Below are 20793 nucleotides of genomic sequence, written 5' to 3'. Positions count from 1 at the left end.
ATCCGGCTGTGCCTTATTACAAGGAGTTGGAACGTGGATTCCCGATTGCTCGACTTCCTCGAACGCGCCGACGCGGTGCTGGCCCGCCTGGAGCCGCTGCTGCCGGCGGAGCGCCCGGTCATCGACTGGGAACGCTGCCTGGCTGCGCGCTGGCACCGCGACGGGCGCAGCGGCTTCCTGCAGCCGCTGGAGGTGAGCCTGGACCTGGATCTCGACGACCTGATCGGTGTGGACCCGCAGCGGGACACCCTGGCGCGCAACACCCGCCAGTTCGTCGACGGCCTGCCGGCCAACCATGCCCTGTTGTGGGGCGCGCGGGGCACGGGCAAGTCTTCGCTGGTCCGGGCGCTGCTCGCCGCTCATGCCGGGGAAGGGCTGCGCCTGGTGGAGATCGAACGTGACCACCTGGCCGACCTGCCCCGCGTGGTGGAGCTGCTTGCCGGGCTGCCGCAACGCTTCGTGCTGTTCTGCGACGACCTCTCGTTCGAGGCGGGCGAGGGCGACTATCGGGTGCTCAAGAGCGTGCTCGATGGCTCCCTGGAGCGGGCGCCGGACAATGTGCTGCTCTATGCCACGTCCAACCGACGCCACCTGGTGCCGGAGAAGCAGAGCGACAACGAGAACTGGAAGATGGTGGACGGCGAACTCCACCCCAACGAAGCGGTGGAGGACAAGATCGCGCTGTCCGACCGCTTCGGCCTCTGGCTCTCCTTCTATCCCTTCACCCAGGAACACTTCCTGGCGGTGGTGCGCCACTGGATCAGCTCCCTGGCCGCGACCGCCGGGCTGGAGTGGACCTGGGATGAAAACCTGGAGAAGGAAGCCATCCGCTGGGCCCTCGGGCGCGGCAACCGTAACGGCCGTTGTGCCTATCAATTCGCCCGCCAATGGGTTGGCCGGGCGCTGCTGGAGACTGCTTGATGATCGATCTGAAAACCGCCGGTGCCGGCCTCGACGGCTACGCGCTGCTGGCGGCGCAACTGGAATCCCTGCTGGCCGACGAGCGCGATTTCATCGCCAACGCCTCGCAGTTCGCGGCGTTCCTGTTCAATGAGCTGCCCGACCTGAACTGGGCCGGCTTCTACCTCAACAAGAACGAGCAACTGGTGCTCGGGCCGTTCCAGGGCAAGGTCGCCTGCGTACGGATTCCCTTCGACAAGGGCGTTTGCGGGGCGGCTGCCCGTACCCGCGCGACCCAGCGTGTGGAAGATGTACATGCCTTCCCCGGCCATATCGCCTGCGACAGCGCCTCCAACAGCGAGCTGGTGGTTCCGCTGGTGAAGAACGGCGTGCTGATCGGGGTGCTGGATCTGGACAGCCCGAATGTCGGGCGTTTCAGCGAGGCGGACCAGGCGGGCATCGAGAACCTGGCGTCGATCTTCCTGCGGTTGACCGACTGCTGAAGGAACATCCCGGCACCATGGCGGTGCCGGGATCGGTGGGGCTGGGATCAGGCCTTGCCGGAGAGCTTGTCGATCATGCGTTGCTCTCCCGGCAGCACGGCCTGGACCGACTCCCGGGCACGGACGCGCTGGTAGTGGGCGGCCAGCGCCGGCCAGCGGCTGGCGTCGATGGTTTCGCCGCCGTGTTCCATGTTGATCAATTGGCAGCACAGGGCCAGGTCGGCCATGGTCGGGCCTTCGCCTACGAAGTAGTCCGCATTGCCCAGGGTCTTTTCCAGGTAGTCGAAGTGCGGCGGCAGCTTGTCCAGGAGCGCTGCCTTTATCGCTTCCTCGTCCGACGGTTTGCCCATGGTGGGCTTGAGCACCCGGTTGCGGAACACCGTGAAGGTGGTGAGCGGGGCGAGCTCGTAGTCGGCGTACTTCTCCAGCCAGCGGATGCGCGCGCTCTGCTGCGCGTCGGTGCCGTACAGCGGCATCCGCTCCGGATGTTTCTCTTCCAGGTACTGGCCGATCACGCTGGAGTCGGCGAGGGTGAAGTCGCCATCACGCAGCGCGGGAATGCGGCCCAGCGGGTTCAGTTCCCGGTACCAGGCCGGTTGGCCGAACGGGGTGATGATCTCCAGCTGGTAGTCCAGCGCCTTTTCCAGCAGGCACAGGCGAACCTTGCGCACGAAAGGGGACAGGGGCGCGCCGTACAGGGTGATGCTCATCGTTGTTGTCCTCGTCTGAGCAGGGCGGGGTGCGGATCAGTCGTAGATGTTCTTCTTCTTCCACATGTCCTCGTCGTCCAGCTGATCGAGGCCGGCGGTGAGTTCGCTCGGCTCTTCGGGGGCAGGCTTCTTGTCGAGGGAGAGGGCATCGGCACGGGCCAGCTGCGCTTGCAGGGCCTGCAGCTGGGTCTTGTAGCGGGCCGGATCGGGCTGCTTCTGCAGGTACTGCACGCCGCGCTCGAAGGCCAGGCGGGCCTGGCGCGGCTGGCCGTCATGCAGGGCCTGGGCGCCGATATTGGTGAAGAACTCGATGTGCAGCTGAACCAGCATGCCGCGGATGTCGTTGACCCAGCGCTTGGCATCGGCCACCGGCAGGTAGCCGTCCTTCGCCGAGCGGGTGAGCTGGCCGTGCAGGGACTCCAGCTGGAAGCGCACTTCCTTGGCCTGGGCCTCGTTGAGCACCTTGATCGGCGCATTGCGGATCGGCATGCCTTCGCCCAGGTTCACCAGGCCGCGCAGCTCTTCTATCTGCACCTTCAGTTGTGCATTGCCTTTATCCAGGGGCAGGAGGCGTTCGCAGAACAGCAATTGCAGGCGGGTGAGGGTGAGCTTCAGCTCGGGCGTCATGAACTGGCCGGGCAGGGATTCGGACAGGTCGGCGCAGCGGCGCAAGCGGTCCTGGAGGTCGGCGCGCTGGCGGGCCTTCTCCAGCTTGCTGTTTTCCACCACATGGTTGGCATAGCCGATGACCAGCAGCAGAACGATGCCGGCTATTACCACCAGGGTGATCAGGAGTGGGGACATCTTCTTACAGCTCCCGTGGATTGAGCGTTTCGCCGGAGTGTAGTGGCTTGGCTTGTCCCCTCATAGCTCTGCGTCATGTTTTGGCCTGAAGTCTTTGATTTTGAAAAGTTTTTGATAGAGGGTTGACGGCTGTCGAATGGCTCCCTAGAATGCGCGCCACTTCGACGCGATGCCCGAAAGGCAAAGCGAAAGAAGCCGGAAGAAAGCGTCAAAGCTGTTGTAAGTTCCGGGCCGCGTCCCCTTCGTCTAGTGGCCTAGGACACCGCCCTTTCACGGCGGTAACAGGGGTTCGAGTCCCCTAGGGGACGCCAATTTTCGGTTGTATTGCGGGAATAGCTCAGTTGGTAGAGCACGACCTTGCCAAGGTCGGGGTCGCGAGTTCGAGTCTCGTTTCCCGCTCCAGTTTTTTCAGGCAGTGCTTGATAAAGCGTTGTTTGTCCCCTTCGTCTAGTGGCCTAGGACACCGCCCTTTCACGGCGGTAACAGGGGTTCGAGTCCCCTAGGGGACGCCAGTTTTACGGTTGCATGCGGGAATAGCTCAGTTGGTAGAGCACGACCTTGCCAAGGTCGGGGTCGCGAGTTCGAGTCTCGTTTCCCGCTCCAGTGTTCAAGCAGTGCTTGAAAAGCGTTGTTTGTCCCCTTCGTCTAGTGGCCTAGGACACCGCCCTTTCACGGCGGTAACAGGGGTTCGAGTCCCCTAGGGGACGCCAGTTTTACAGTTGCATGCGGGAATAGCTCAGTTGGTAGAGCACGACCTTGCCAAGGTCGGGGTCGCGAGTTCGAGTCTCGTTTCCCGCTCCAGATAAACAAGAACGCCGCTCATCGAGCGGCGTTTTTGTTCGTGCCGTGAAAAGTGCCTGCCTCTTCACCTGCCTTGCTGATTCCACCGACCGCCCCGAAGAGCGGCCAGTGGTCATCGCTCAGTGCTTGCTGGCATCGTCGCCCAGGGCGAGCAGCTGTTTTTCCTGGTTCCAGTCGAACGGTTCGTCGTTCTCTTCCGCCTCGAAGCGGCGCTCGTCGAGGCGCTGGAACAGGGCGATCTCCTCATCCGGCATGAAATGCAGGCAGTCGCCGCCGAAGAACCACAGCAGGTCGCGCGGCACCAGGTGGGCGATCTGCGGGTAGCGGTGGAAGACCTGGCTGATCAGATCCTGACCCAGGTACTGGCTGCCTTCCGGGTCGCGGGGCAGTTCGGTGATCAGCTCGTCGAAGCGCTCGACGAACAGGGCATGGTTCTCTTCGGGAACCTGCTCGGCCTCGCCCAGGGCGACCAGGATGCCGCGCAGGTGGTGGAGCAGGGCGAGGTGATGGTCGAGGTAGGGGTTGGACATGGCGGTACATCCTGGAACGAATCAATGAACGGGCGCGGAGTATAAGGCCCTCCGCGCCCGCTGTCCCGCCGGGGCTCAGCGCACCTTGCCTGCCGTTGGCAGCAGCTCCTCCTTGTCGAAGTCATCCACGTCGATCACCACACGCCGCGCGGCCTCGGCGGCGCGCAGGCGCTGGGCCGCCTCGGCGTCCAGCACGCCGGCAGCCAGGGCGGCGTCCACCGGGTGTTCGCCGGCCGTCGGCTTGACGCGTCCATCCTTCAACGCCTTGTGCAGCTCCCGCTGCAGCGGCTGGACGTCGGCGAGCGCGTCCACGGCGCGCTGCAGGGCCGCTACTGGATCGCCCTCGGCGGAAGGCCGGAAGCAGCCGACCAGCACGCTTTCCAGCGCCGGGTCGCCCCGGTCGCGACCGAGGATTTCGGCCACTTCGGCATCCAGCGCATCCGACGGACCCTTGTGGCGACGACCGAGCGGGAACACCAGCACCTGCAACAGGCAGCCGAGGATGCGGCTGGGGAAGTTGGCGAGCAGGCCCGCCAGGGCGTCCTCGGCCTTGCCCAGGGATTCCTCCAGGGACCAGCGCACCAGCGGTCGCAGGTGCTCCGGGTGGTCCAGGTCGTGGTAGCGCTTGAGCGCGGCGGAGGCCAGGTAGAGGTGGCTGAGCACATCACCCAGGCGGGCGGACAGGCGCTCGCGGCGTTTCAGCTCGCCCCCCAGCAGCATCATGCTCAGGTCCGCCAGCACGGCGAAGGCAGCGGCGAGCCGGTCGAGGCTGCGGAAATAGCCCTGGGCCAGGGCATCCCCCGGTGCGGGGCTGAGACGCCCTGCGCCCAGGCCCAGCAGCAGGGTGCTGGCGGCGTTGCTCACGGCGAAGCCGACATGGCGCAGCAGCAGATCGTCGAACTCCTCCAGCGCACGCTCGCGGTCCTCGCGGGCGGCCAGGGCCATCTCCTTGAGCACGAACGGATGGCAGCGGATGGCGCCCTGGCCAAAGATCATCAGGTTGCGCGAGAGGATGTTGGCGCCTTCCACGGTGATGAAGATCGGCGCGCCCTGCCAGGAACGGCCCAGGTAGTTGTTCGGGCCCATGATGATGCCCTTGCCGCCGTGCACGTCCATGGCGTGGCCGATGCACTCGCGGCCCCGTTCGGTCAGGTGGTACTTGAGGATGGCCGAGAGCACCGAGGGCTTCTCGCCCAGGTCCACCGCGTTGGCGGTGAGCATGCGCGCGGCGTCCATCAGCCAGGCATTGCCGCCGATGCGCGCCATGGCTTCCTGGATGCCTTCGAAGGCCGACAGCGGCACGTTGAACTGCTCGCGCACACGGGTGTACTGGCCGGTCACCAGGCTGGTGTACTTGGCGGCGCCGGTGCCCACCGCCGGCAGCGAGATGGAGCGGCCGACGGAGAGGCAGTTCATCAGCATCATCCAGCCCTTGCCGAGCATGGCCTGGCCGCCGATCAGGTAGTCCAGCGGGACGAACACGTCCTTGCCGGAGTTGGGGCCGTTCATGAAGGCAGCGCCCAGGGGCAGGTGGCGGCGGCCGATGTTCACCCCGGGGGTGTCGGTGGGGATCAGGGCCAGGCTGATGCCCAGGTCTTCCTCGTCGCCCAGCAGGTGGTCCGGGTCGTAGGCCTTGAAGGCCAGGCCGAGCAGGGTGGCTACCGGGCCGAGGGTGATGTAGCGCTTCTCCCAGGTCAGGCGCAGACCGATCACTTCCTCGCCGTTCCACTGGCCCTTGCAGATGATGCCGGTGTCGGGCATTGCCCCGGCATCGGAGCCGGCCAGCGGGCCGGTGAGGGCGAAGCAGGGGATTTCCTCGCCGGTGGCCAGGCGCGGCAGATAGTGCTGGCGCTGTTCGTCGGTGCCGTAGTGCAGCAGCAGTTCGGCGGGGCCGAGGGAGTTGGGCACCATCACCGTGGAGGCGAGGTCGCCGCTGCGGGTGGCCAGCTTCATGGCGACCTGGGAGTGGGCATAGGCGGAGAAGCCCTTGCCGCCGTATTCCTTGGGAATGATCAGGCCGAAGAAGCCGTGGGCCTTGATGTGCGCCCAGGCTTCCGGGGGCAGGTCCATGCGCTGGCCGATGTCCCAGTCACTGACCATGGCGCACAGCTCTTCAGTGGGGCCGTCGATGAAGGCCTGCTCCTCGGCGGTGAGCGTCGGGCGCGGGTAGTCGAGCAGCGTGTTCCAGTTCGGGCGACCGCTGAACAGCTCGCCGTCCCACCACACGGTGCCGGCCTCGATGGCGTCACGCTCGGTCTCCGACATGGGCGGCAGCACGCGCTGGAACCACGCGAACAGCGGGGCGGTGATCAGCTTGCGGCGCATGTCCGGCAGGGCCAGGGGCAGGGCCACCGCGAGCCAGAGAATCCAGAGGATCGCCAGCAGCCAGCCGGGCGAGTGGCTGAACACCCCCATGGCCAGCAGGTACAGGGCGACCGCTCCAAGGGCGGGCAGGGGAGCAGTACGGCGGTGCGCCAGCCAGGCGACCCCCAGTACCAGAACGAGCAACCAGAGAAACACCATGCTTGATCCTCCTTGAGGACGACGCGGCCGCCGTCACGGGTCAGGGTGTCGCCAGGACGGCGACAGGGGCGTTCAGCTTGGCCGGATCGTCGTGCCGGCAGGGTGTCGCCTGCTTCTAGACTGGGGCCTGTCCCCACGGGAGCAACGCCATGCAGTCCAGCCTACGATCCGGTCGCTTCGTTGATAGTGACCACCCCCTGGTGGTTGAGTTCGCCTTGCGCAATCGCGGCGAAAGCCCGCACCCGCGTGACCAGGCGGTCAGCCTGTACCGCGCCGTGCGCGACGGCATCCGCTACAACCCCTACACCTTCAGCCGTGACCCGGAGACGCTCAAGGCCAGCCATGCCTTGATGGCGGGGGCGTCCTACTGCGTGCCCAAGGCCATCCTCCTGGCTGCGTGTGCGCGGGTCTGCGGCATCCCGGCCCGCATCGGCCTGGCGGACGTGCGCAACCACCTGGCCACGCCGCGCCTGCTGCAACTGCTGCGAAGCGAGGTGTTCGCCATGCACGGCTACACCGAACTGCATCTGGACGGCCGCTGGGTGAAGGCGACGCCGGCGTTCAACCTGGCGCTGTGCCGGGTCTTCGGCGTGGAGCCACTGGCGTTCGATGGGGTGCACGACAGCGTCTTCCACCCGTTCAACCGCCAGGGCGAGCGCTACATGGAGTACCTCGCCGACCACGGCCAGTTCGACGACCTGCCGGAGGCGCTGTTCTTCGGCCATCTGCAGCAGGTCTATCCGCACCTGTTCGAGCCGGGCGCCGCCTTCATGAGCGGCGATCTCCAGGCCGAGGCCGCGACACCCGGCGTGCTGGATGCCGAGCCCTGAAGGCCACGCCACCTCGCTCAGGTCGATAAACGTTATCAATGCAAATGCCTGGTCACCTGCCCGGGCAATGCCTCTAGAATGTCGGCCTGCCAAACAGCTGGAGCCGCGACATGTTGAAGATCTGGGGCCGGAAGAACTCCTCCAACGTGAGAAAAGCCCTCTGGGCCGCCGAAGAGGTCGGTGTGGCCTACGAGTCCATCGACGCCGGGGGCGCGTTCGGCCTGGTCAACGAGCCGGCCTACCGGGCGATGAACCCCAACGGCCTGGTCCCGGTGATCGAAGACGGCGACCTGGTGCTCTGGGAGTCCAACGCCGTCGTCCGCTACCTGGCCGCGCGCTACGCAGGCGGCACCCTCTACCCCGAAGACCCGGCCGTGCGTGCCGTGGGGGACAAGTGGATGGACTGGACCAGCACCGCCCTGGCGCCGGTATTCCGCGACCTGTTCTGGGGCACGCTGCGTATTCCGCCGGCCGAGCGCGACCCCGTGCGCATCGCAGCCGCCCTGGCGCGTTGCAGCGAGCTGCTGGCCCTGCCGGAGCAGGCCCTGGCGAAACAGCCCTACCTCTCCGGCGACACCCTGGCGATGGGCGACATCCCCCTGGGCTGCTTCATCTACGCCTGGTTCGAGATGCCCATCGAGCGGCCGCCGCAGCCTGCGCTGGCGGCCTGGTACGAGCGGCTCAAGGCGCGTCCGGCCTACCGCCGTGCGGTGATGACCCCACTGACCTGATGCTAGGCTCACCCCACCGAGCGCTGCGCCGGGCCTTGCCGCTTGGCGCAGCGTCTTTGCACATTCCTGACTGAAGGCACGTTCCCTCCATGACTTCCGCACTGTCCATCCGGCAGCTGACCAAGACCTATGGCAACGGCTTCCAGGCCCTCAAGGGCATCGACCTGGAAGTGGCCGAAGGCGATTTCTTCGCCCTGCTGGGCCCCAACGGGGCCGGCAAATCCACCACCATCGGCATCCTCTCCACCCTGGTGAACAAGACCAGCGGCACGGTGAGCGTGTTCGGCAACGACCTGGACAAGAACCCCTACGCCCTCAAGCGCTGCCTGGGCGTGGTGCCCCAGGAGTTCAACTTCAACCAGTTCGAGAAGGTCTTCGACATCGTCGTGACCCAGGCCGGCTACTACGGCATTCCGGCGAAGATCGCCAAGGAGCGCGCCGAGCAGTACCTGACCCAGCTGGGCCTGTGGGAGAAGCGCAACGCCGCCTCCCGCGAACTGTCCGGCGGCATGAAGCGCCGGCTGATGATCGCCCGCGCCCTGGTGCACCAGCCGCGCCTGCTGATCCTCGACGAGCCCACCGCCGGCGTCGACATCGAGCTGCGCCGGTCCATGTGGAGCTTCCTCACCGACCTCAACGCCCAGGGCATCACCATCATCCTCACCACCCACTACCTGGAGGAGGCGGAGCAGCTCTGCCGCCACATCGGCATCATCGACCACGGCACCATCGTCGAAAACACCAGCATGAAGGCGCTGCTGAAGACGCTGCACGTCGAGACCTTCCTGCTCGACCTCAAGGACACCCTCGCCACGGCGCCGGCCCTGGTCGGCTACCCGGTGCGCCTGGTGGATGACCACACCCTGGAAGTGCAGGTGGAGAAGAGCCAGGGCATCACCGAGCTGTTCCGCCAGCTCTCCGCCGTCGGCATCGAGGTGCTGAGCCTGCGCAACAAGACCAACCGCCTGGAGGAGCTGTTCGTGTCCCTGGTCGAGAAGAACCTGTCGAAGGTGGCCATATGAGTTCGGAACTGCGCGCCAACCTGGTCGCTCTCAACACCATCGTCTACCGCGAAGTCCGCCGCTTCACCCGTATCTGGCCGCAGACTCTGCTGCCCCCGGGCATCACCATGGCGCTGTACTTCATCATCTTCGGCAACCTGATCGGCCGGCAGATCGGCGACATGGGCGGCTTCACCTACATGGAGTACATCGTCCCGGGGCTGATCATGATGTCGGTGATCACCAACTCCTACAGCAACGTGGTGTCCAGCTTCTTCGGCAGCAAGTTCCAGCGCTCCATCGAGGAGTTGCTGGTGTCGCCGGTGTCGCCGCACACCATCCTCCTCGGCTACACCATCGGCGGCGTGCTGCGCGGCCTGGCGGTAGGGGTGATCGTCACCCTGCTGTCGCTGTTCTTCACCCACCTGCAGGTGCATCACCTGGGCGTCACCGTCATCGTGGTGCTGCTGACGGCCACCATCTTCTCCCTGGGCGGCTTCATCAACGCGGTGTACGCGCGCAACTTCGACGACATCTCCATCGTCCCGACCTTCGTGCTGACGCCGCTGACCTACCTGGGCGGGGTGTTCTACTCCATCAGCCTGCTGCCGGCGTTCTGGCAGAAGGTCTCGCTGATCAACCCGATCCTGCACATGGTCAACGCCTTCCGCTACGGCATCCTCGGCGTCTCCGACATCAACATCGGCGTGGCCATCGCGCTGATGCTGCTGACCACCCTGGTGCTCTACATCGTCTGCGTGCGCCTGCTGGTGAGCGGACGCGGCATGCGCCAGTAAGGCATTGCTGATAGAGGCGAGGGCGCTCCAGCCCTAGGCGCGAGCGCTGCTCGCGAACGGTGGCTGGTGCTGGACGCCTGTGTCGTGGGAGCGAATTCATTCGCGAAAAAGGCCCCTTGCGGGGTATCGCGGTTGAACCGCTCCCGCGCCGTCTGGCCCGCCTCCGAAATGCATCCCTCCCGATACAAACCGTCACAGACTGCCTGCATCTTTACGTGCCTCTGACAAAACTCCGCCGATACTCCCGGTAGACTTTTTCATTTTCGACAAAAACGACTCGAAAAGAGGCTGTAGATGATTGTTCGTCGCCGCACCTGGCCCCTGCTGCTGTTGGGGTTGCTCACCTGTCCAGCGTTCGCTGCCAACCCGCCACTGGTCGAAGTGGCCGAGCCCCAGCGTGCCCTGGTCCGGGACGAGCTGGTGACCTTCGGGTCCCTGCGCTCCGACGAATCGGTGACCCTGCGCCCCGAAGTGGACGGGCGCCTGGCCCGCCTGCATTTCCGCGAGGGGGAGGCGGTCAAGGCCGGCGACCTGCTGGTCAGCCTGGACGATGCCATCGCCCGTGCCGAGCTGGACCAGGCGCGGGCCAACCTCGACCTGGCGGAGAAGAGCTACCAGCGCGCCCAGATGCTCTACAAGCGCGGCGCCAGCAACGCCCAGGCCCAGGACGAGGCGCTGTCGCAACAGCAGGCCGCCCGCGCCAGCCTGGCGCTGGCCCAGGCCCGCCTCGATAAGACCCAGCTCCGCGCGCCCTACGATGGCGTGCTCGGCCTGCGCCAGGTCAGCCCCGGCGACTACCTCAGCGCCGGCCAGGACATCGTCAACCTCGAAGTGCTCGACCCGCTCAAGGTGGATTTCCGCATCCCGCAGAAGGCGGTGGCCCAGGTGCAACTGGGGCAGACCGTGGAGATCAGCGTGGACGCCTACCCGGGGGAGCGCTTCCAGGGGCGCATCGCCGCCCTCAACCCGCGCCTGGACGAGGTGGGGCGCAGCCAGGCGATCCGGGCCGAGATCGCCAATGCCGACCGGCGCCTCAAGCCGGGCCAGTTCGTGAAGGTCTCGGTGATCCTCGCCGAGCGCCCGGATGCGCTGCTGATTCCCGAGGAAGCGGTGATCCCGGTGGGGCGCCAGCTGTATGTCGCCGTGGTGGTGGACGGCAAGGTGGCGCGCCTGCCGGTGCGCATCGGCCAGCGCCAGCGCGGGCGGGCCGAGGTGGTGGAAGGCCTCGACGGTGACGAGCAGGTGATCACCGCCGGTTGGCAGAAGGCCGCGCCGGGGCAGGAGGTCCGCACCGTCGCGCGGGGCGAGTCATGACCCTCTCCGACCTGTGCATCCGCCGGCCGGTGTTCGCCACCGTGCTGTCCCTGGTGGTGGTCCTGCTGGGGCTGATGGCCTACCAGCGGCTGACCGTGCGCGAGTACCCGAACATCGACGTGCCGGTGGTCACGGTCAACGTCATCTACCCCGGCGCCAGCCCTGAAATCATGGAGTCCCAGGTGGCGCAGCCCATCGAGGATGTGCTGTCGGGCATCCAGGGGCTGGACTTCGTGTCCTCCATCAGCCGCTCGGAAAACACCCAGATCACCGCCCAGTTCCGCCTCGGCAGCAACGCCAACGAGGCGGCCAACGACGTGCGCGACCGCCTCGGGCGGGTGCGCGGCCTGTTGCCGGACGAGATCGACGAGCCGGTGGTGCAGAAGGTCGAGGCCGATGCCCAGCCGGTGGTCTGGCTGGCGTTCTACAGCGACCAGCACAGCGCCATGGCGATCACCGACGTGCTGGAGCGGGTGGTGCAGGACCGCCTGCAGACCATCCCCGGCGTCTCCGAGGTGCAGATCCGCGGCGCGCGCACCTACGCCATGCGCATCTGGCTCGACCCGGAGAAGCTCGCCGCCCACGACCTCACCGTGCAGGACGTGGAGGCCGCCCTGCGCCGGCAGAACGTGGAGATCCCCGCCGGGCGCATCGAGTCGGTGCAGCGCGAGTTCAGCGTGCTGGCGGAAACCGACCTGAAGACCCCCGAGCAGTTCAACGACCTGATCATCGACGACCGCCGCGGCTACCTGCTGCGCCTGTCCGACGTCGGCCATGCCGAGATCGGCGCGGCCGACGAGCGCTCCCTGGTGCGCTTCAACGGGCGCCAGGCGGTTTCACTGGGGCTGGTCAAGCAGGCCACTGCCAATCCGCTGGACATCTCCGACGGCCTCAACGCCGCCTTGCCCGACGTGCGCAGCCTGCTGCCGGACGGCATGGAGATGGCCATCGCCAACGACAACTCGCTGTTCATCCGCGAATCCATCGCCAACGTCTACACCACCATCTGGGAGGCAGTGGTGCTGGTGGTGCTGATCATCTTCCTGTTCCTGCGCTCCCTGCGGGCGACGCTGATCCCGCTGGTGACCATCCCGGTGTCGCTGATCGGCGCCTTCGCCCTGATGGCGCTGATGGGCTTCTCCATCAACACCCTGACCCTGTTGGCCATGGTGCTGGCCATCGGGCTGGTGGTGGACGACGCCATCGTGGTGCTGGAGAACATCCACCGCCATATCGAGGCGGGCCTGTCACCGGTGCAGGCGGCGTTCAAGGGCAGCCGCGAGATCGCCTTCGCGGTGATCGCCATGACCCTCACCCTGGCGGCGGTCTACGCGCCCATCGGCTTCATGCAGGGCACCTCGGGCAAGCTCTTCACCGAGTTCTCCTGGACCCTGGCTGGCGCGGTGCTGGTGTCCGGCTTCGTGGCCCTCACGCTGTCACCGATGATGTGTGCCCAACTGCTCAGGCCGCACCGGGCGGAGCCGCGTCATGGCCGCCTGTACAACCTGATCGAAGGCTTCCTCAACGGCCTGACCTACAGCTACCGGCACCTGCTGGAGCGGGTGCTGCGCGCCTGGGGGCTGATCGCGCTGTTTCTCGTCGGCGTGCTGTTGCTGTGCCTGTGGATGTTCAGCGGCCTGCGCAGCGAACTGGCGCCCACCGAAGACACCGGCACCATCGTCAGCACCCTCAACGGCCCGGATGGCGCCACCCTGCAATACACCGCGCGCTATGCCCGGCAACTGGAGGAGGCCTACCGCAGCGTCCCCGAGGCCAACCGCTACATGGTGGTGGTGGGCTTCCCCACCGTGGCCCAGGGGCTTTCCTTCCTCAAGCTGGAGGACTGGAGCGCGCGCAGCCGCAGCCAGTTCGAGATTCGCGATGCCTTGTTGCCCAAGCTGCAGGACATCCCCGGTGTGCGGGCCTTCCCGGTGAACCGCCCGCCGCTGGGGCAGAGCGCGCGCAACCAGCCGGTGAACTTCGTCATCCGCTCGTCCCTGGAGTACGCCGAGCTGCAGCAGTACGTGGACCAGTTGCTGCAGCGGGTGCGCGACTACCCGGGGCTGGAGAGCATCGACACCGACCTCAAGCTCAACACCCCGCAGCTCAAGGTCACGGTGAACCGCGAGCAGGCCACCGCCGTGGGCACCGACGTCGCCACCATCGGCCGCAGCCTGGAAAGCCTGTTCGGCAGCCGCCAGGTGACCCGCTTCAAGCAGAACGGCGAGCAGTACGACGTGCTGGTGCAACTGGCGGACGTCGACCGCAGCAACCCGGACGACCTCAACCGGGTCTACGTGCGCGGGCGCGACGGCAGCATGGTGCAGCTCTCCAACCTGATCGAGGTGGAGGAAACCGTCGCCCCCCGGGAGCTGAACCACTTCAACCAGCTGCGCGCGGTGACCCTCAGCGCCAACGTCGGCTCCGGCTACACCCTGGGCGAGGCGCTGGACCACCTGGAGACGGTGGCCCGCGAGGTGATGCCCGCCGAGACCCAGTTCGACTACACCGGCATCTCCCGTGACTTCAAGGCCTCCGGCGCGGGCGTGGCGCTGACCTTCGCGCTGGCGCTGGTGTTCATCTACCTGGTACTGGCGGCGCAGTTCGAGAGCTTCGTCGATCCGCTGGTGATCCTCTTCAGCGTGCCGCTCTCCATGGCCGGCGCGCTGCTGGCGCTGGAGCTGTTCGGCGGCACCCTGAACATCTATTCCCAGGTGGGGATGGTCACCCTCATCGGGCTGATCACCAAGCACGGCATTCTCATCGTCGAGTTCGCCAACCAGCAGCTGCGCGAGGGTCGCGGTTTGGATGAGTCGGTCATGGAGGCGGCCGTGCAGCGGCTGCGGCCGATCCTGATGACCACCGGCGCCATGGTGCTGGGCTCCCTGCCGCTGGCCATCGCCACCGGCGCCGGGGCGGAGAGCCGCCGGCAGATCGGCATGGTCATCGTCGGGGGGCTGCTGGTGGGCACGTTCTTCACGCTGTTCGTGGTGCCCACGCTGTACCGCAAGCTGCGCCAGTGGCGGCCGATCCGGCCGCTGGCGGAGCGGGAGGCGGGGGAGGCGCTGGGGGCCTGATCAGGCCCGCACGCGCTCCTGCTGGGTGACCTGCTGGCAGATCTCGATGATCTGCTCGCGCATCCAGCGGTTGGCCGGGTCCTGGTCGGTGCTTTCGTGCCAGTAGAGGTGGGTCTCCAGGGCGGGCACGTCGTTCACCGGCAGGTCGACGAAGTGCAGGTCGTGGCGGCGGGCGAAGCGCTCCGGCACGGTCATCGCCATGTCGGTGCTCTGCAGCACGGTGGAAGCCATCATGTAGTGCTGCGAGCGCAGCGCGACCTTGCGCTGGATGCCCATCTTGCCCAGGGCCAGGTCCACGTAGCCCAGGCCGTTGCGGCGGCTGGAGATGTGGATGTGCGACAGCGAGAGGTACTCGTCCAGGCTGATGCGCTCCTTGGCCAGCGGGTGGCCACGGCGCATGGCGCACACGTAGCGGTCGTCCATCAGCTTCACGTGGCGCACCTGCGGGTCGGTGTTCAGCGGCGCGTCGACGGCGAAGTCCAGGCGCCCGGCGGCCAGCTCCTTGGTGGTCTCGCGGCGCTTGGCGAGGAAGCTTTCCACCTGCACCTGGGGCGCCAGGCGGCGCAGGCGCTGGAACAGCAGCGGCAGGATCACCGCCTCGCTGAGGTCGGTCATGCTGATGCGGTAGGTCTTGTTGGCCTGCAGCGGGTTGAAGGTGCGGCTCTCCTGCACCGAGACCCGCAGCAGCTGCAGGGCGTTGCGCACCGGGCCGATGATGTTCTGCGCCATCGGCGTGGGCACCATGCCCTGGGCGGTGCGGACGAACAGCGGATCGTTGAAGGTCTCGCGCAGGCGGGCGAGGGCGTTGGACACGGCAGGCTGGGTGATGCCGACGATCTGCCCGGCACGGGTCAGGTTGGCCTCGGTGTAGATGGCGTCGAAGACGATGAACAGATTCAGGTCCACCTTGTTGAGGTTCATGCCGCACGTGCTCCTTGGATTGTTCTTGTCGAGGGATGCACCATATCGCTTATGAATGTTCATGCATATCGATAATAGGCTGGGTAAATCTTAATCCCTGTTCTAGCATTCTTGCCAGACCCTTCCGGTCATTCCTCACCCTCCTCAGAAGGTACGCCGCATGGATTTCGCCTATTCGCCCAAGGTCCAGGAACTGCGTGAGCGCGTCACCGCGTTCATGGACACCTACGTCTATCCCGCCGAGCCGGTGTTCGAGAAGCAGGTCGCCGAAGGGGACCGCTGGCAGCCCACCGCGATCATGGAAGAGCTCAAGGCCAAGGCGAAGGCCGAAGGCCTGTGGAACCTGTTCCTGCCCGAGTCCGAATACGGTGCCGGCCTGACCAACATGGAATACGCGCCCCTGGCCGAGATCATGGGCCGCTCGCTGCTGGGCCCGGAGCCGTTCAACTGCTCCGCGCCGGACACCGGCAACATGGAAGTGCTGGTGCGCTATGGCAACGAAGCGCAGAAGAAGCAGTGGCTGGAGCCGCTGCTGCGTGGCGAGATCCGTTCCGCCTTCGCCATGACCGAGCCGGGCGTGGCCTCGTCCGATGCCACCAACATGGAAGCCCGCGCCGAGCGCCAGGGTGACGAGTGGGTCATCAACGGCCGCAAGTGGTGGACCTCCGGCGCCTGCGACCCGCGCTGCAAGGTGATGATCTTCATGGGCCTGAGCAACCCGGATGCGCCGCGCCACCAGCAGCACTCCATGATCCTCGTGCCCACCGATGCCCCCGGCGTGAAGATCCTCCGCCCGCTGCCGGTGTTCGGCTATGACGACGCCCCCCACGGCCACGCCGAGGTGCTGTTCGAGAACGTCCGCGTGCCCTACGAGAACGTGCTGCTGGGTGAGGGCCGTGGCTTCGAGATCGCCCAGGGTCGCCTCGGCCCAGGCCGCATCCACCACTGCATGCGCTCCATCGGCATGGCCGAACGCGCCCTGGAGCTGATGTGCAAGCGCGCCGTCAGCCGCACCGCCTTCGGCAAGCCCCTGGCCCGCCTGGGTGGCAACATCGACAAGATCGCCGACTCGCGGATGGAGATCGACATGGCCCGCCTGCTGACCCTGAAGGCGGCCTACATGATGGACACCGCCGGCAACAAGGTGGCCAAGAGCGAGATCGCCCAGATCAAGGTGGTGGCGCCCAACGTCGCCCTGCGGGTGATCGACCGCGCCATCCAGATCCACGGCGGCGCCGGCGTCTCCAACGACTTCCCGCTGGCCTACATGTACGCCATGCAGCGCACCCTGCGCCTGGCCGACGGCCCGGACGAAGTGCACCGTGCCGCCATCGGCAAGTACGAGATCGGCAAGTACGTACCGCGCGAGATGATGCGCAGCGGCCACTGATCGCCACGCAGCAACAGCGAGGCCCGCACGGGAAACCGTGCGGGCCTCGTGCGTTTCAAGGGGCAGCGGGCCTCAGCGGCGCGCGGCCATCAGGTGGCCCATGGCCTGGCGCAGGTAGTCCAGCAGCGCATCGCTGGCCCAGGAGCCCTGGCGCAGTTCCGGCTCGCGCACCAGCGCCTCGCGGATCTTCTGCTGGGTCACCGGATCGTCACCGGCGTAGGAGCGGAACAGCTCCAGCCAGCGGCGGGCGAGGGCCAGGGTGGCCGGATCGGACGCCGGGGCACCGGACTCCATCTGCTGGTGCACCTCGGCGATCAGCGGTGGCCATTCGTGCATGCGCGTGCCGTAGTGGGCCTTGAGGAAGGCGAATTCCTCGGGCGTCAGGTAGCGCTGGTAGATCGCCAGCTTGGTCTCGCTGAAGGCCTGGACCACGTAGGCCATGGTCTCCGGCGTGATCCTGGTCTGCGCACGCAGCGCCGGCTCCGCCTCGTGCATGCCGTTGAGCTTGGCGAACAGCACCGGGTTGCCGCCGGTGTCGTCCTCCAGCATGCGCATCCAGGTCCGTGAGAGGGCTTGCGCCGCCTCGGCCTGGGGCGGCACGCCGACCGCCATCAGCGCCTTCACCTGGCCGACCAGGTCGGCCCATTCGCGCTGGTGCTGTTCGTCGGCGTGCAGGCGCAGCCCCTGCAGTTCCTCGGGGGTGAAATAGGTGTCGTACATGTTCATCAGCTCCAGGGTCGTCAGCCATTCGGCGAGCTCCGGTTCCTCGCCGCTGCGCAGTTGCTGGCCGAGGCTGGCCAGGCGTTCGCGCAGGCGCTGCCGGTGGGCGATCTCCCGGTCGAGCTGGCGGATCTGCTGCTCGATCAGCGGAGGCAGCGCCACGGGTGGGCCGTCCAGCCAGTCGCCGATGGCCGCCAGGGACAGGCCCAGCTTGCGCAGGACCTGGATCCGGTGGAGACGGGCGATGTCGGTGCGGTCGTAGAGGCGGTAACCGGAGTCCGAGCGCGCGGAAGGCCGCAGCAGGCCGATCTGGTCGTAGTGGTGCAGGGTGCGCACGGTCAGGCCACAGCGCCTGGCCAGTTCACCGACTTTCAAGGGCATGTCCTGGGTCTCCTCGCGTGCCGGCTGGCATCTTCGGGCCTGACGTGGCGTGAGGGTCAACGGGGTGGGTCAATCCTGATGGGGCTGGGAGGGTTCCGAGGGGCTGCTGGCGGCCTCGCGCTGGGCGCGCAGCCACTCCAGGCGCTGGTGCAGCTGGGCGGCGAAGGTGCGTGCGGCCAGTTCTTCATGGAAGCTCACCGCCCGCGCGCCCATGCGCACCTGCCAGATCACCCGACCCCGTTGTTCGAGTACATCGATCCGCACGTCCTTCATCGCTGCCCGCGCTCCTCCTGATGGACCGGCTGCGGCTTGCGCGTGCGGATCAGCGAGATCAGCACGCCACCGGCCAGCAGGCCACAGGTTACGCCAAGGGAAACCAGGGCGGGAATCTTGCCGATGAAGCTCTGCAGGAAAATCTTGCCGCCGATGAAGATCAGCACCAGGGCCAGGGCGTACTTGAGGTAGACGAAGCGGTGGATGAGCGCTGCCAGGGCGAAGTACAGCGAGCGCAGGCCGAGGATGGCGAAGATGTTGGAGGTGTAGACGATGAACGGGTCCTGGGTGATGGCGAAGATCGCCGGGACGCTGTCCACCGCGAACACCAGGTCGGCCAGCTCGATCAGCACCAGGGTCAGGAACAGCGGCGTGGCATGCAGCAGGGTGCCGCCGCTGGCGGTGGGCAGCCGGACGAAGAAGCGCTTGCCGTGCAGCTCCCGGGTGAGGCGCAGGTGCCCCCGCAGGAAGCGCAGCACCGGGTTGCGCGACAGGTCGCGCTCGCCCTGGTCGCGGCTGAGCAGCATCTTCACGCCGGTGAACAGCAGGAAGCCGCCGAACAGGTAGAGCATCCAGTCGAAGCGCTGCACCAGCGCCGCGCCGACGCCGATCATCAGCGCCCGCAGCACGATCACCCCGAGAATCCCCCAGAACAGCACGCGGTGCTGGTAGAGCCGGGGCACGGCGAAGAAGCCGAAGATCATCGCCATGACGAACACGTTGTCCATCGACAGCGACTGTTCCACCAGGAAGCCGGTGTAGAACTCCAGCGCCGGCTGCGCCCCCAGCTCCCACCAGACCCAGCCGCCGAAGGCCACCCCGGCGGTGAAGTAGCCGCTGTAGAGCAGCAGGCTTTCGCGCACGCCGATCTCACGCTCGTGGCGATGCAGCACACCCAGGTCGAACGCCAGCAGCGCCACCACGACCAGCAGGAAGCTCAGCCACAGCCAGGTGGCGGTGCCGAGGAAATCGGCGAACAGGAATGCGTGCAGGGCCTCCATCGGTACTCCTTGTCCCGGGCAATCGACGCACAGCGCGTGGTGCACTGTGCACGGATAACTATGGACCCGGGCAAGGGGCGGAGGTGCGGTAAAACAGCGCGTCAGTAGACCCAGACTTCGACGCGGCGGTTGCGGATGCGGCCTTCGTCGCTGTCTGCCGCCACCGGCAGCTCGTCGCCAAGGCCGACGATGTCACGGAAGCTCACGCCGCCCTTGGCCAGCTCGCGGCGTACCGCCATGGCGCGCAGCTTGGAGAGCAGGGCCGCGCGGTTCGGGTCCGGCTTGGCGTCGCCGAAGCCCACCAGCACCACCTGGTTGGCCAGCTTGCCGCTGTCCTTCAGGTAGGCCAGCACCCGCTCCACGTCACGCAGTGCCTTGTTGTCGAGGTTGGCGCTGCCCTCCTGGAAGCGGAAGTTCACCGACAGGCGCTGCGCCTCGCCGGCCAGTTGGCGATAGGCCTCGGGCATGCCGGCCTGGGGCGTCACCTTCACCGCCTGCACGGTCTGCGCGACGAACCCGGTCTGGGCGACGAGGGCCTGGCCGCGCGGGCCCTGGGCGAAGCGCACCAGCGCCTGTGCCCAGGCGTTCTTCTCGCCGGGCTTCACATAGAAGAACAACCGGCGGGAGAGGGGGTAGTCCTCGGTGGCGATCAGGGTGGTGGACGGTGCCATGGCCTGGGAGTCGCCATCGGCAATCGCCAGGGTGTGCGCCTTGCCCACCGACGCCAGCCCGACGAAGCCGATGCCCTGCGGGTCGGCAGCCACTGCCTCGGCCAGGCGGTCGTTGGATTCGAAGCGGTTGGCGCCGGCGGCCAGGGCCTTGCCGTGGCTGGCCAGCACCAGTTCCTTGAAGGTGTCGAAGGTGCCGGACTTGTCGTCGCGGGCGTAGAGGTGGATCGCACCGCCCTTGCCACCGAGCTCTTCCCAGGTCTTCACCTCGCCGGCGAAGACGCGGGCCAGCTGGGTGGTGTCCAGCCTCGCCAGCGGATTGGACGGGTGCAGGATGATCGCCAGGCCGTCGATGGCGATGACGTTCTCGCTGTACTGGCTGCGCAGGTCGCCGAAGGTCTTCAGGTCCGCCGCTTCGGCGTCCTTGATCGGGCGGGAGGAGGCGGCCAGGTCGGCGCTGCCGTCCTTGAGGGCGACGAAGCCGGTGCCCGAACCGTGGGCGGCCACGTTGATCCGCACCTCGCGTCCGCTCGGGGCGCGGCCGATCAGTTGCACTTCGTTCTCCTGGCTGCCGGCTTCCTGGCGGATGTTGCCCAGGCCTTCCTCCTCCATCAGGCCACGCACCAGGGCCGGCCCCAGCTTGGCGCCAATGGTGTTGGAGCCCTGGATGCGCAGCGCCGGGGAGCGGTCGGCCGGAATGGGCAGGGCGGCGAACACCGACCAGGGCAGGGCGTAGCAGACGAAGCCGAGCAGCAACAGGCTGAGGGTACGGCTCCAGATTTCTCGTTCGGTGACGTCGCGCGTCATGCAGCGGTGCCTTCTATTGGGCGGGAGGAGCCGCGAGATTAAGTCAGCGAGGTGACGGTGATGTGACAGAGCGGCTCTGGCGTGGGCCTCTTCGAAGGCCTAGGACGTTTC

18 protein-coding genes and 6 tRNA genes are annotated in these 20793 nt (G+C 66.9%); 15 read left to right on the top strand and 9 right to left on the bottom strand.

Going from position 1 to position 20793, the window contains the following annotated elements:
* Positions 1–33: 33 nt before the first annotated feature.
* Positions 34–921 (top strand): ATP-binding protein, encoded by an 888-nt coding sequence (locus SZ55_RS00735; protein WP_044399705.1) that lies wholly within the window; start codon positions 34–36, stop codon positions 919–921.
* Positions 921–1403 carry a GAF domain-containing protein gene (locus SZ55_RS00730; protein WP_044399702.1) on the top strand — a complete coding sequence of 161 codons (483 nt, stop codon included), beginning with the start codon at positions 921–923 and terminating at the stop codon, positions 1401–1403. Before SZ55_RS00735 ends, SZ55_RS00730 begins: the two co-directional genes overlap by 1 nt.
* Positions 1404–1450: 47 nt before the next feature.
* Here SZ55_RS00730 and SZ55_RS00725 read toward each other — a convergent pair whose 3' ends face one another.
* Both SZ55_RS00725 and SZ55_RS00720 read right to left on the bottom strand, forming a co-directional pair.
* On the bottom strand, positions 1451–2113 hold the full coding sequence (locus SZ55_RS00725) for a glutathione S-transferase family protein (RefSeq protein ID WP_044399699.1): 663 nt from the start codon (positions 2111–2113) through the stop codon (positions 1451–1453).
* A 36-nt stretch (positions 2114–2149) separates the two neighbouring features.
* Positions 2150–2917: a hypothetical protein gene (locus SZ55_RS00720; protein ID WP_044399696.1), complete on the bottom strand. Its 768-nt coding sequence runs from the start codon at positions 2915–2917 to the stop codon at positions 2150–2152.
* Between the two features lie 235 nt (positions 2918–3152).
* Between SZ55_RS00720 and SZ55_RS00715 the strand changes: the two genes are divergently transcribed.
* The 6 genes from SZ55_RS00715 (at position 3153) to SZ55_RS00690 (ending at position 3718) form a co-directional block, all read left to right on the top strand.
* A tRNA-Glu gene (locus SZ55_RS00715) sits at positions 3153–3228 on the top strand.
* A 15-nt stretch (positions 3229–3243) separates the two neighbouring features.
* A tRNA-Gly gene (locus SZ55_RS00710) sits at positions 3244–3319 on the top strand.
* 34 nt (positions 3320–3353) lie between these two features.
* Positions 3354–3429: transfer RNA gene (locus SZ55_RS00705), tRNA-Glu, on the top strand.
* Between the two features lie 15 nt (positions 3430–3444).
* Positions 3445–3520: transfer RNA gene (locus SZ55_RS00700), tRNA-Gly, on the top strand.
* A 31-nt stretch (positions 3521–3551) separates the two neighbouring features.
* Positions 3552–3627, top strand: a tRNA-Glu gene (locus SZ55_RS00695).
* Positions 3628–3642: 15 nt separating this feature from the next.
* Positions 3643–3718, top strand: a tRNA-Gly gene (locus SZ55_RS00690).
* 119 nt (positions 3719–3837) lie between these two features.
* Here SZ55_RS00690 and SZ55_RS00685 read toward each other — a convergent pair.
* Positions 3838–4248, bottom strand: a complete 411-nt coding sequence (locus SZ55_RS00685; RefSeq protein ID WP_044399693.1) for a PA2817 family protein — start codon at positions 4246–4248, stop codon at positions 3838–3840.
* 75 nt (positions 4249–4323) lie between these two features.
* Positions 4324–6771 (bottom strand): acyl-CoA dehydrogenase, encoded by a 2448-nt coding sequence (locus SZ55_RS00680; protein ID WP_044399690.1) that lies wholly within the window; start codon positions 6769–6771, stop codon positions 4324–4326.
* 149 nt (positions 6772–6920) lie between these two features.
* On the opposite strand from SZ55_RS00680, the gene SZ55_RS00675 reads away from it, so the two are divergent.
* From SZ55_RS00675 to SZ55_RS00650, 6 genes are all read left to right on the top strand, one after another.
* Complete coding sequence (locus tag SZ55_RS00675; RefSeq protein ID WP_044399687.1) at positions 6921–7601, top strand: transglutaminase-like domain-containing protein; 681 nt, start codon at positions 6921–6923, stop codon at positions 7599–7601.
* 110 nt (positions 7602–7711) lie between these two features.
* Entirely contained in the window at positions 7712–8332 is a 621-nt protein-coding gene (locus SZ55_RS00670; protein ID WP_044399685.1) for a glutathione S-transferase family protein, read from the top strand.
* A gap of 89 nt (positions 8333–8421) precedes the next feature.
* Entirely contained in the window at positions 8422–9354 is a 933-nt protein-coding gene (locus SZ55_RS00665; protein ID WP_044399683.1) for an ABC transporter ATP-binding protein, read from the top strand.
* On the top strand, positions 9351–10130 hold the full coding sequence (locus tag SZ55_RS00660) for an ABC transporter permease (protein WP_044399681.1): 780 nt from the start codon (positions 9351–9353) through the stop codon (positions 10128–10130). Before SZ55_RS00665 ends, SZ55_RS00660 begins: the two co-directional genes overlap by 4 nt.
* Before the next feature lie 294 nt (positions 10131–10424).
* A complete protein-coding gene (locus SZ55_RS00655) occupies positions 10425–11444 on the top strand; it encodes an efflux RND transporter periplasmic adaptor subunit (protein ID WP_044399679.1) in 1020 nt (339 codons plus the stop codon).
* On the top strand, positions 11441–14521 hold the full coding sequence (locus SZ55_RS00650) for an efflux RND transporter permease subunit (protein WP_044399676.1): 3081 nt from the start codon (positions 11441–11443) through the stop codon (positions 14519–14521). The genes SZ55_RS00655 and SZ55_RS00650 overlap by 4 nt, the downstream gene beginning before the upstream one ends.
* Here SZ55_RS00650 and SZ55_RS00645 read toward each other — a convergent pair whose 3' ends face one another.
* Complete coding sequence (locus SZ55_RS00645; RefSeq protein WP_044399673.1) at positions 14522–15442, bottom strand: LysR family transcriptional regulator; 921 nt, start codon at positions 15440–15442, stop codon at positions 14522–14524.
* Between the two features lie 160 nt (positions 15443–15602).
* Here SZ55_RS00645 and SZ55_RS00640 point away from each other — a divergent pair, with 160 nt between their 5' ends.
* Complete coding sequence (locus SZ55_RS00640) at positions 15603–16832, top strand: acyl-CoA dehydrogenase (protein WP_044399671.1); 1230 nt, start codon at positions 15603–15605, stop codon at positions 16830–16832.
* A gap of 72 nt (positions 16833–16904) precedes the next feature.
* Here SZ55_RS00640 and SZ55_RS00635 read toward each other — a convergent pair whose 3' ends face one another.
* From SZ55_RS00635 to SZ55_RS00620, 4 genes are all read right to left on the bottom strand, one after another.
* Positions 16905–17933 (bottom strand): MerR family transcriptional regulator, encoded by a 1029-nt coding sequence (locus SZ55_RS00635; RefSeq protein WP_044399669.1) that lies wholly within the window; start codon positions 17931–17933, stop codon positions 16905–16907.
* A gap of 69 nt (positions 17934–18002) precedes the next feature.
* Complete coding sequence (locus SZ55_RS00630) at positions 18003–18206, bottom strand: hypothetical protein (RefSeq protein WP_044399668.1); 204 nt, start codon at positions 18204–18206, stop codon at positions 18003–18005.
* A complete protein-coding gene (locus tag SZ55_RS00625) occupies positions 18203–19207 on the bottom strand; it encodes a TerC family protein (RefSeq protein ID WP_044399667.1) in 1005 nt (334 codons plus the stop codon). The genes SZ55_RS00630 and SZ55_RS00625 overlap by 4 nt, the downstream gene beginning before the upstream one ends.
* 101 nt (positions 19208–19308) lie before the next feature.
* Positions 19309–20682, bottom strand: coding sequence for a substrate-binding domain-containing protein (locus SZ55_RS00620; protein WP_044399665.1), 1374 nt, complete (start codon positions 20680–20682; stop codon positions 19309–19311).
* Between the last annotated feature and the right edge of the window lie 111 nt (positions 20683–20793).

The organism is Pseudomonas sp. FeS53a (genome assembly GCF_000931385.1).
In the GTDB taxonomy this organism is placed as follows: domain Bacteria; phylum Pseudomonadota; class Gammaproteobacteria; order Pseudomonadales; family Pseudomonadaceae; genus Metapseudomonas; species Metapseudomonas otitidis.
The sequence above is the reverse complement of the archived record's forward strand: the minus strand, read 5'-3'. Positions and strand labels throughout refer to the sequence as shown.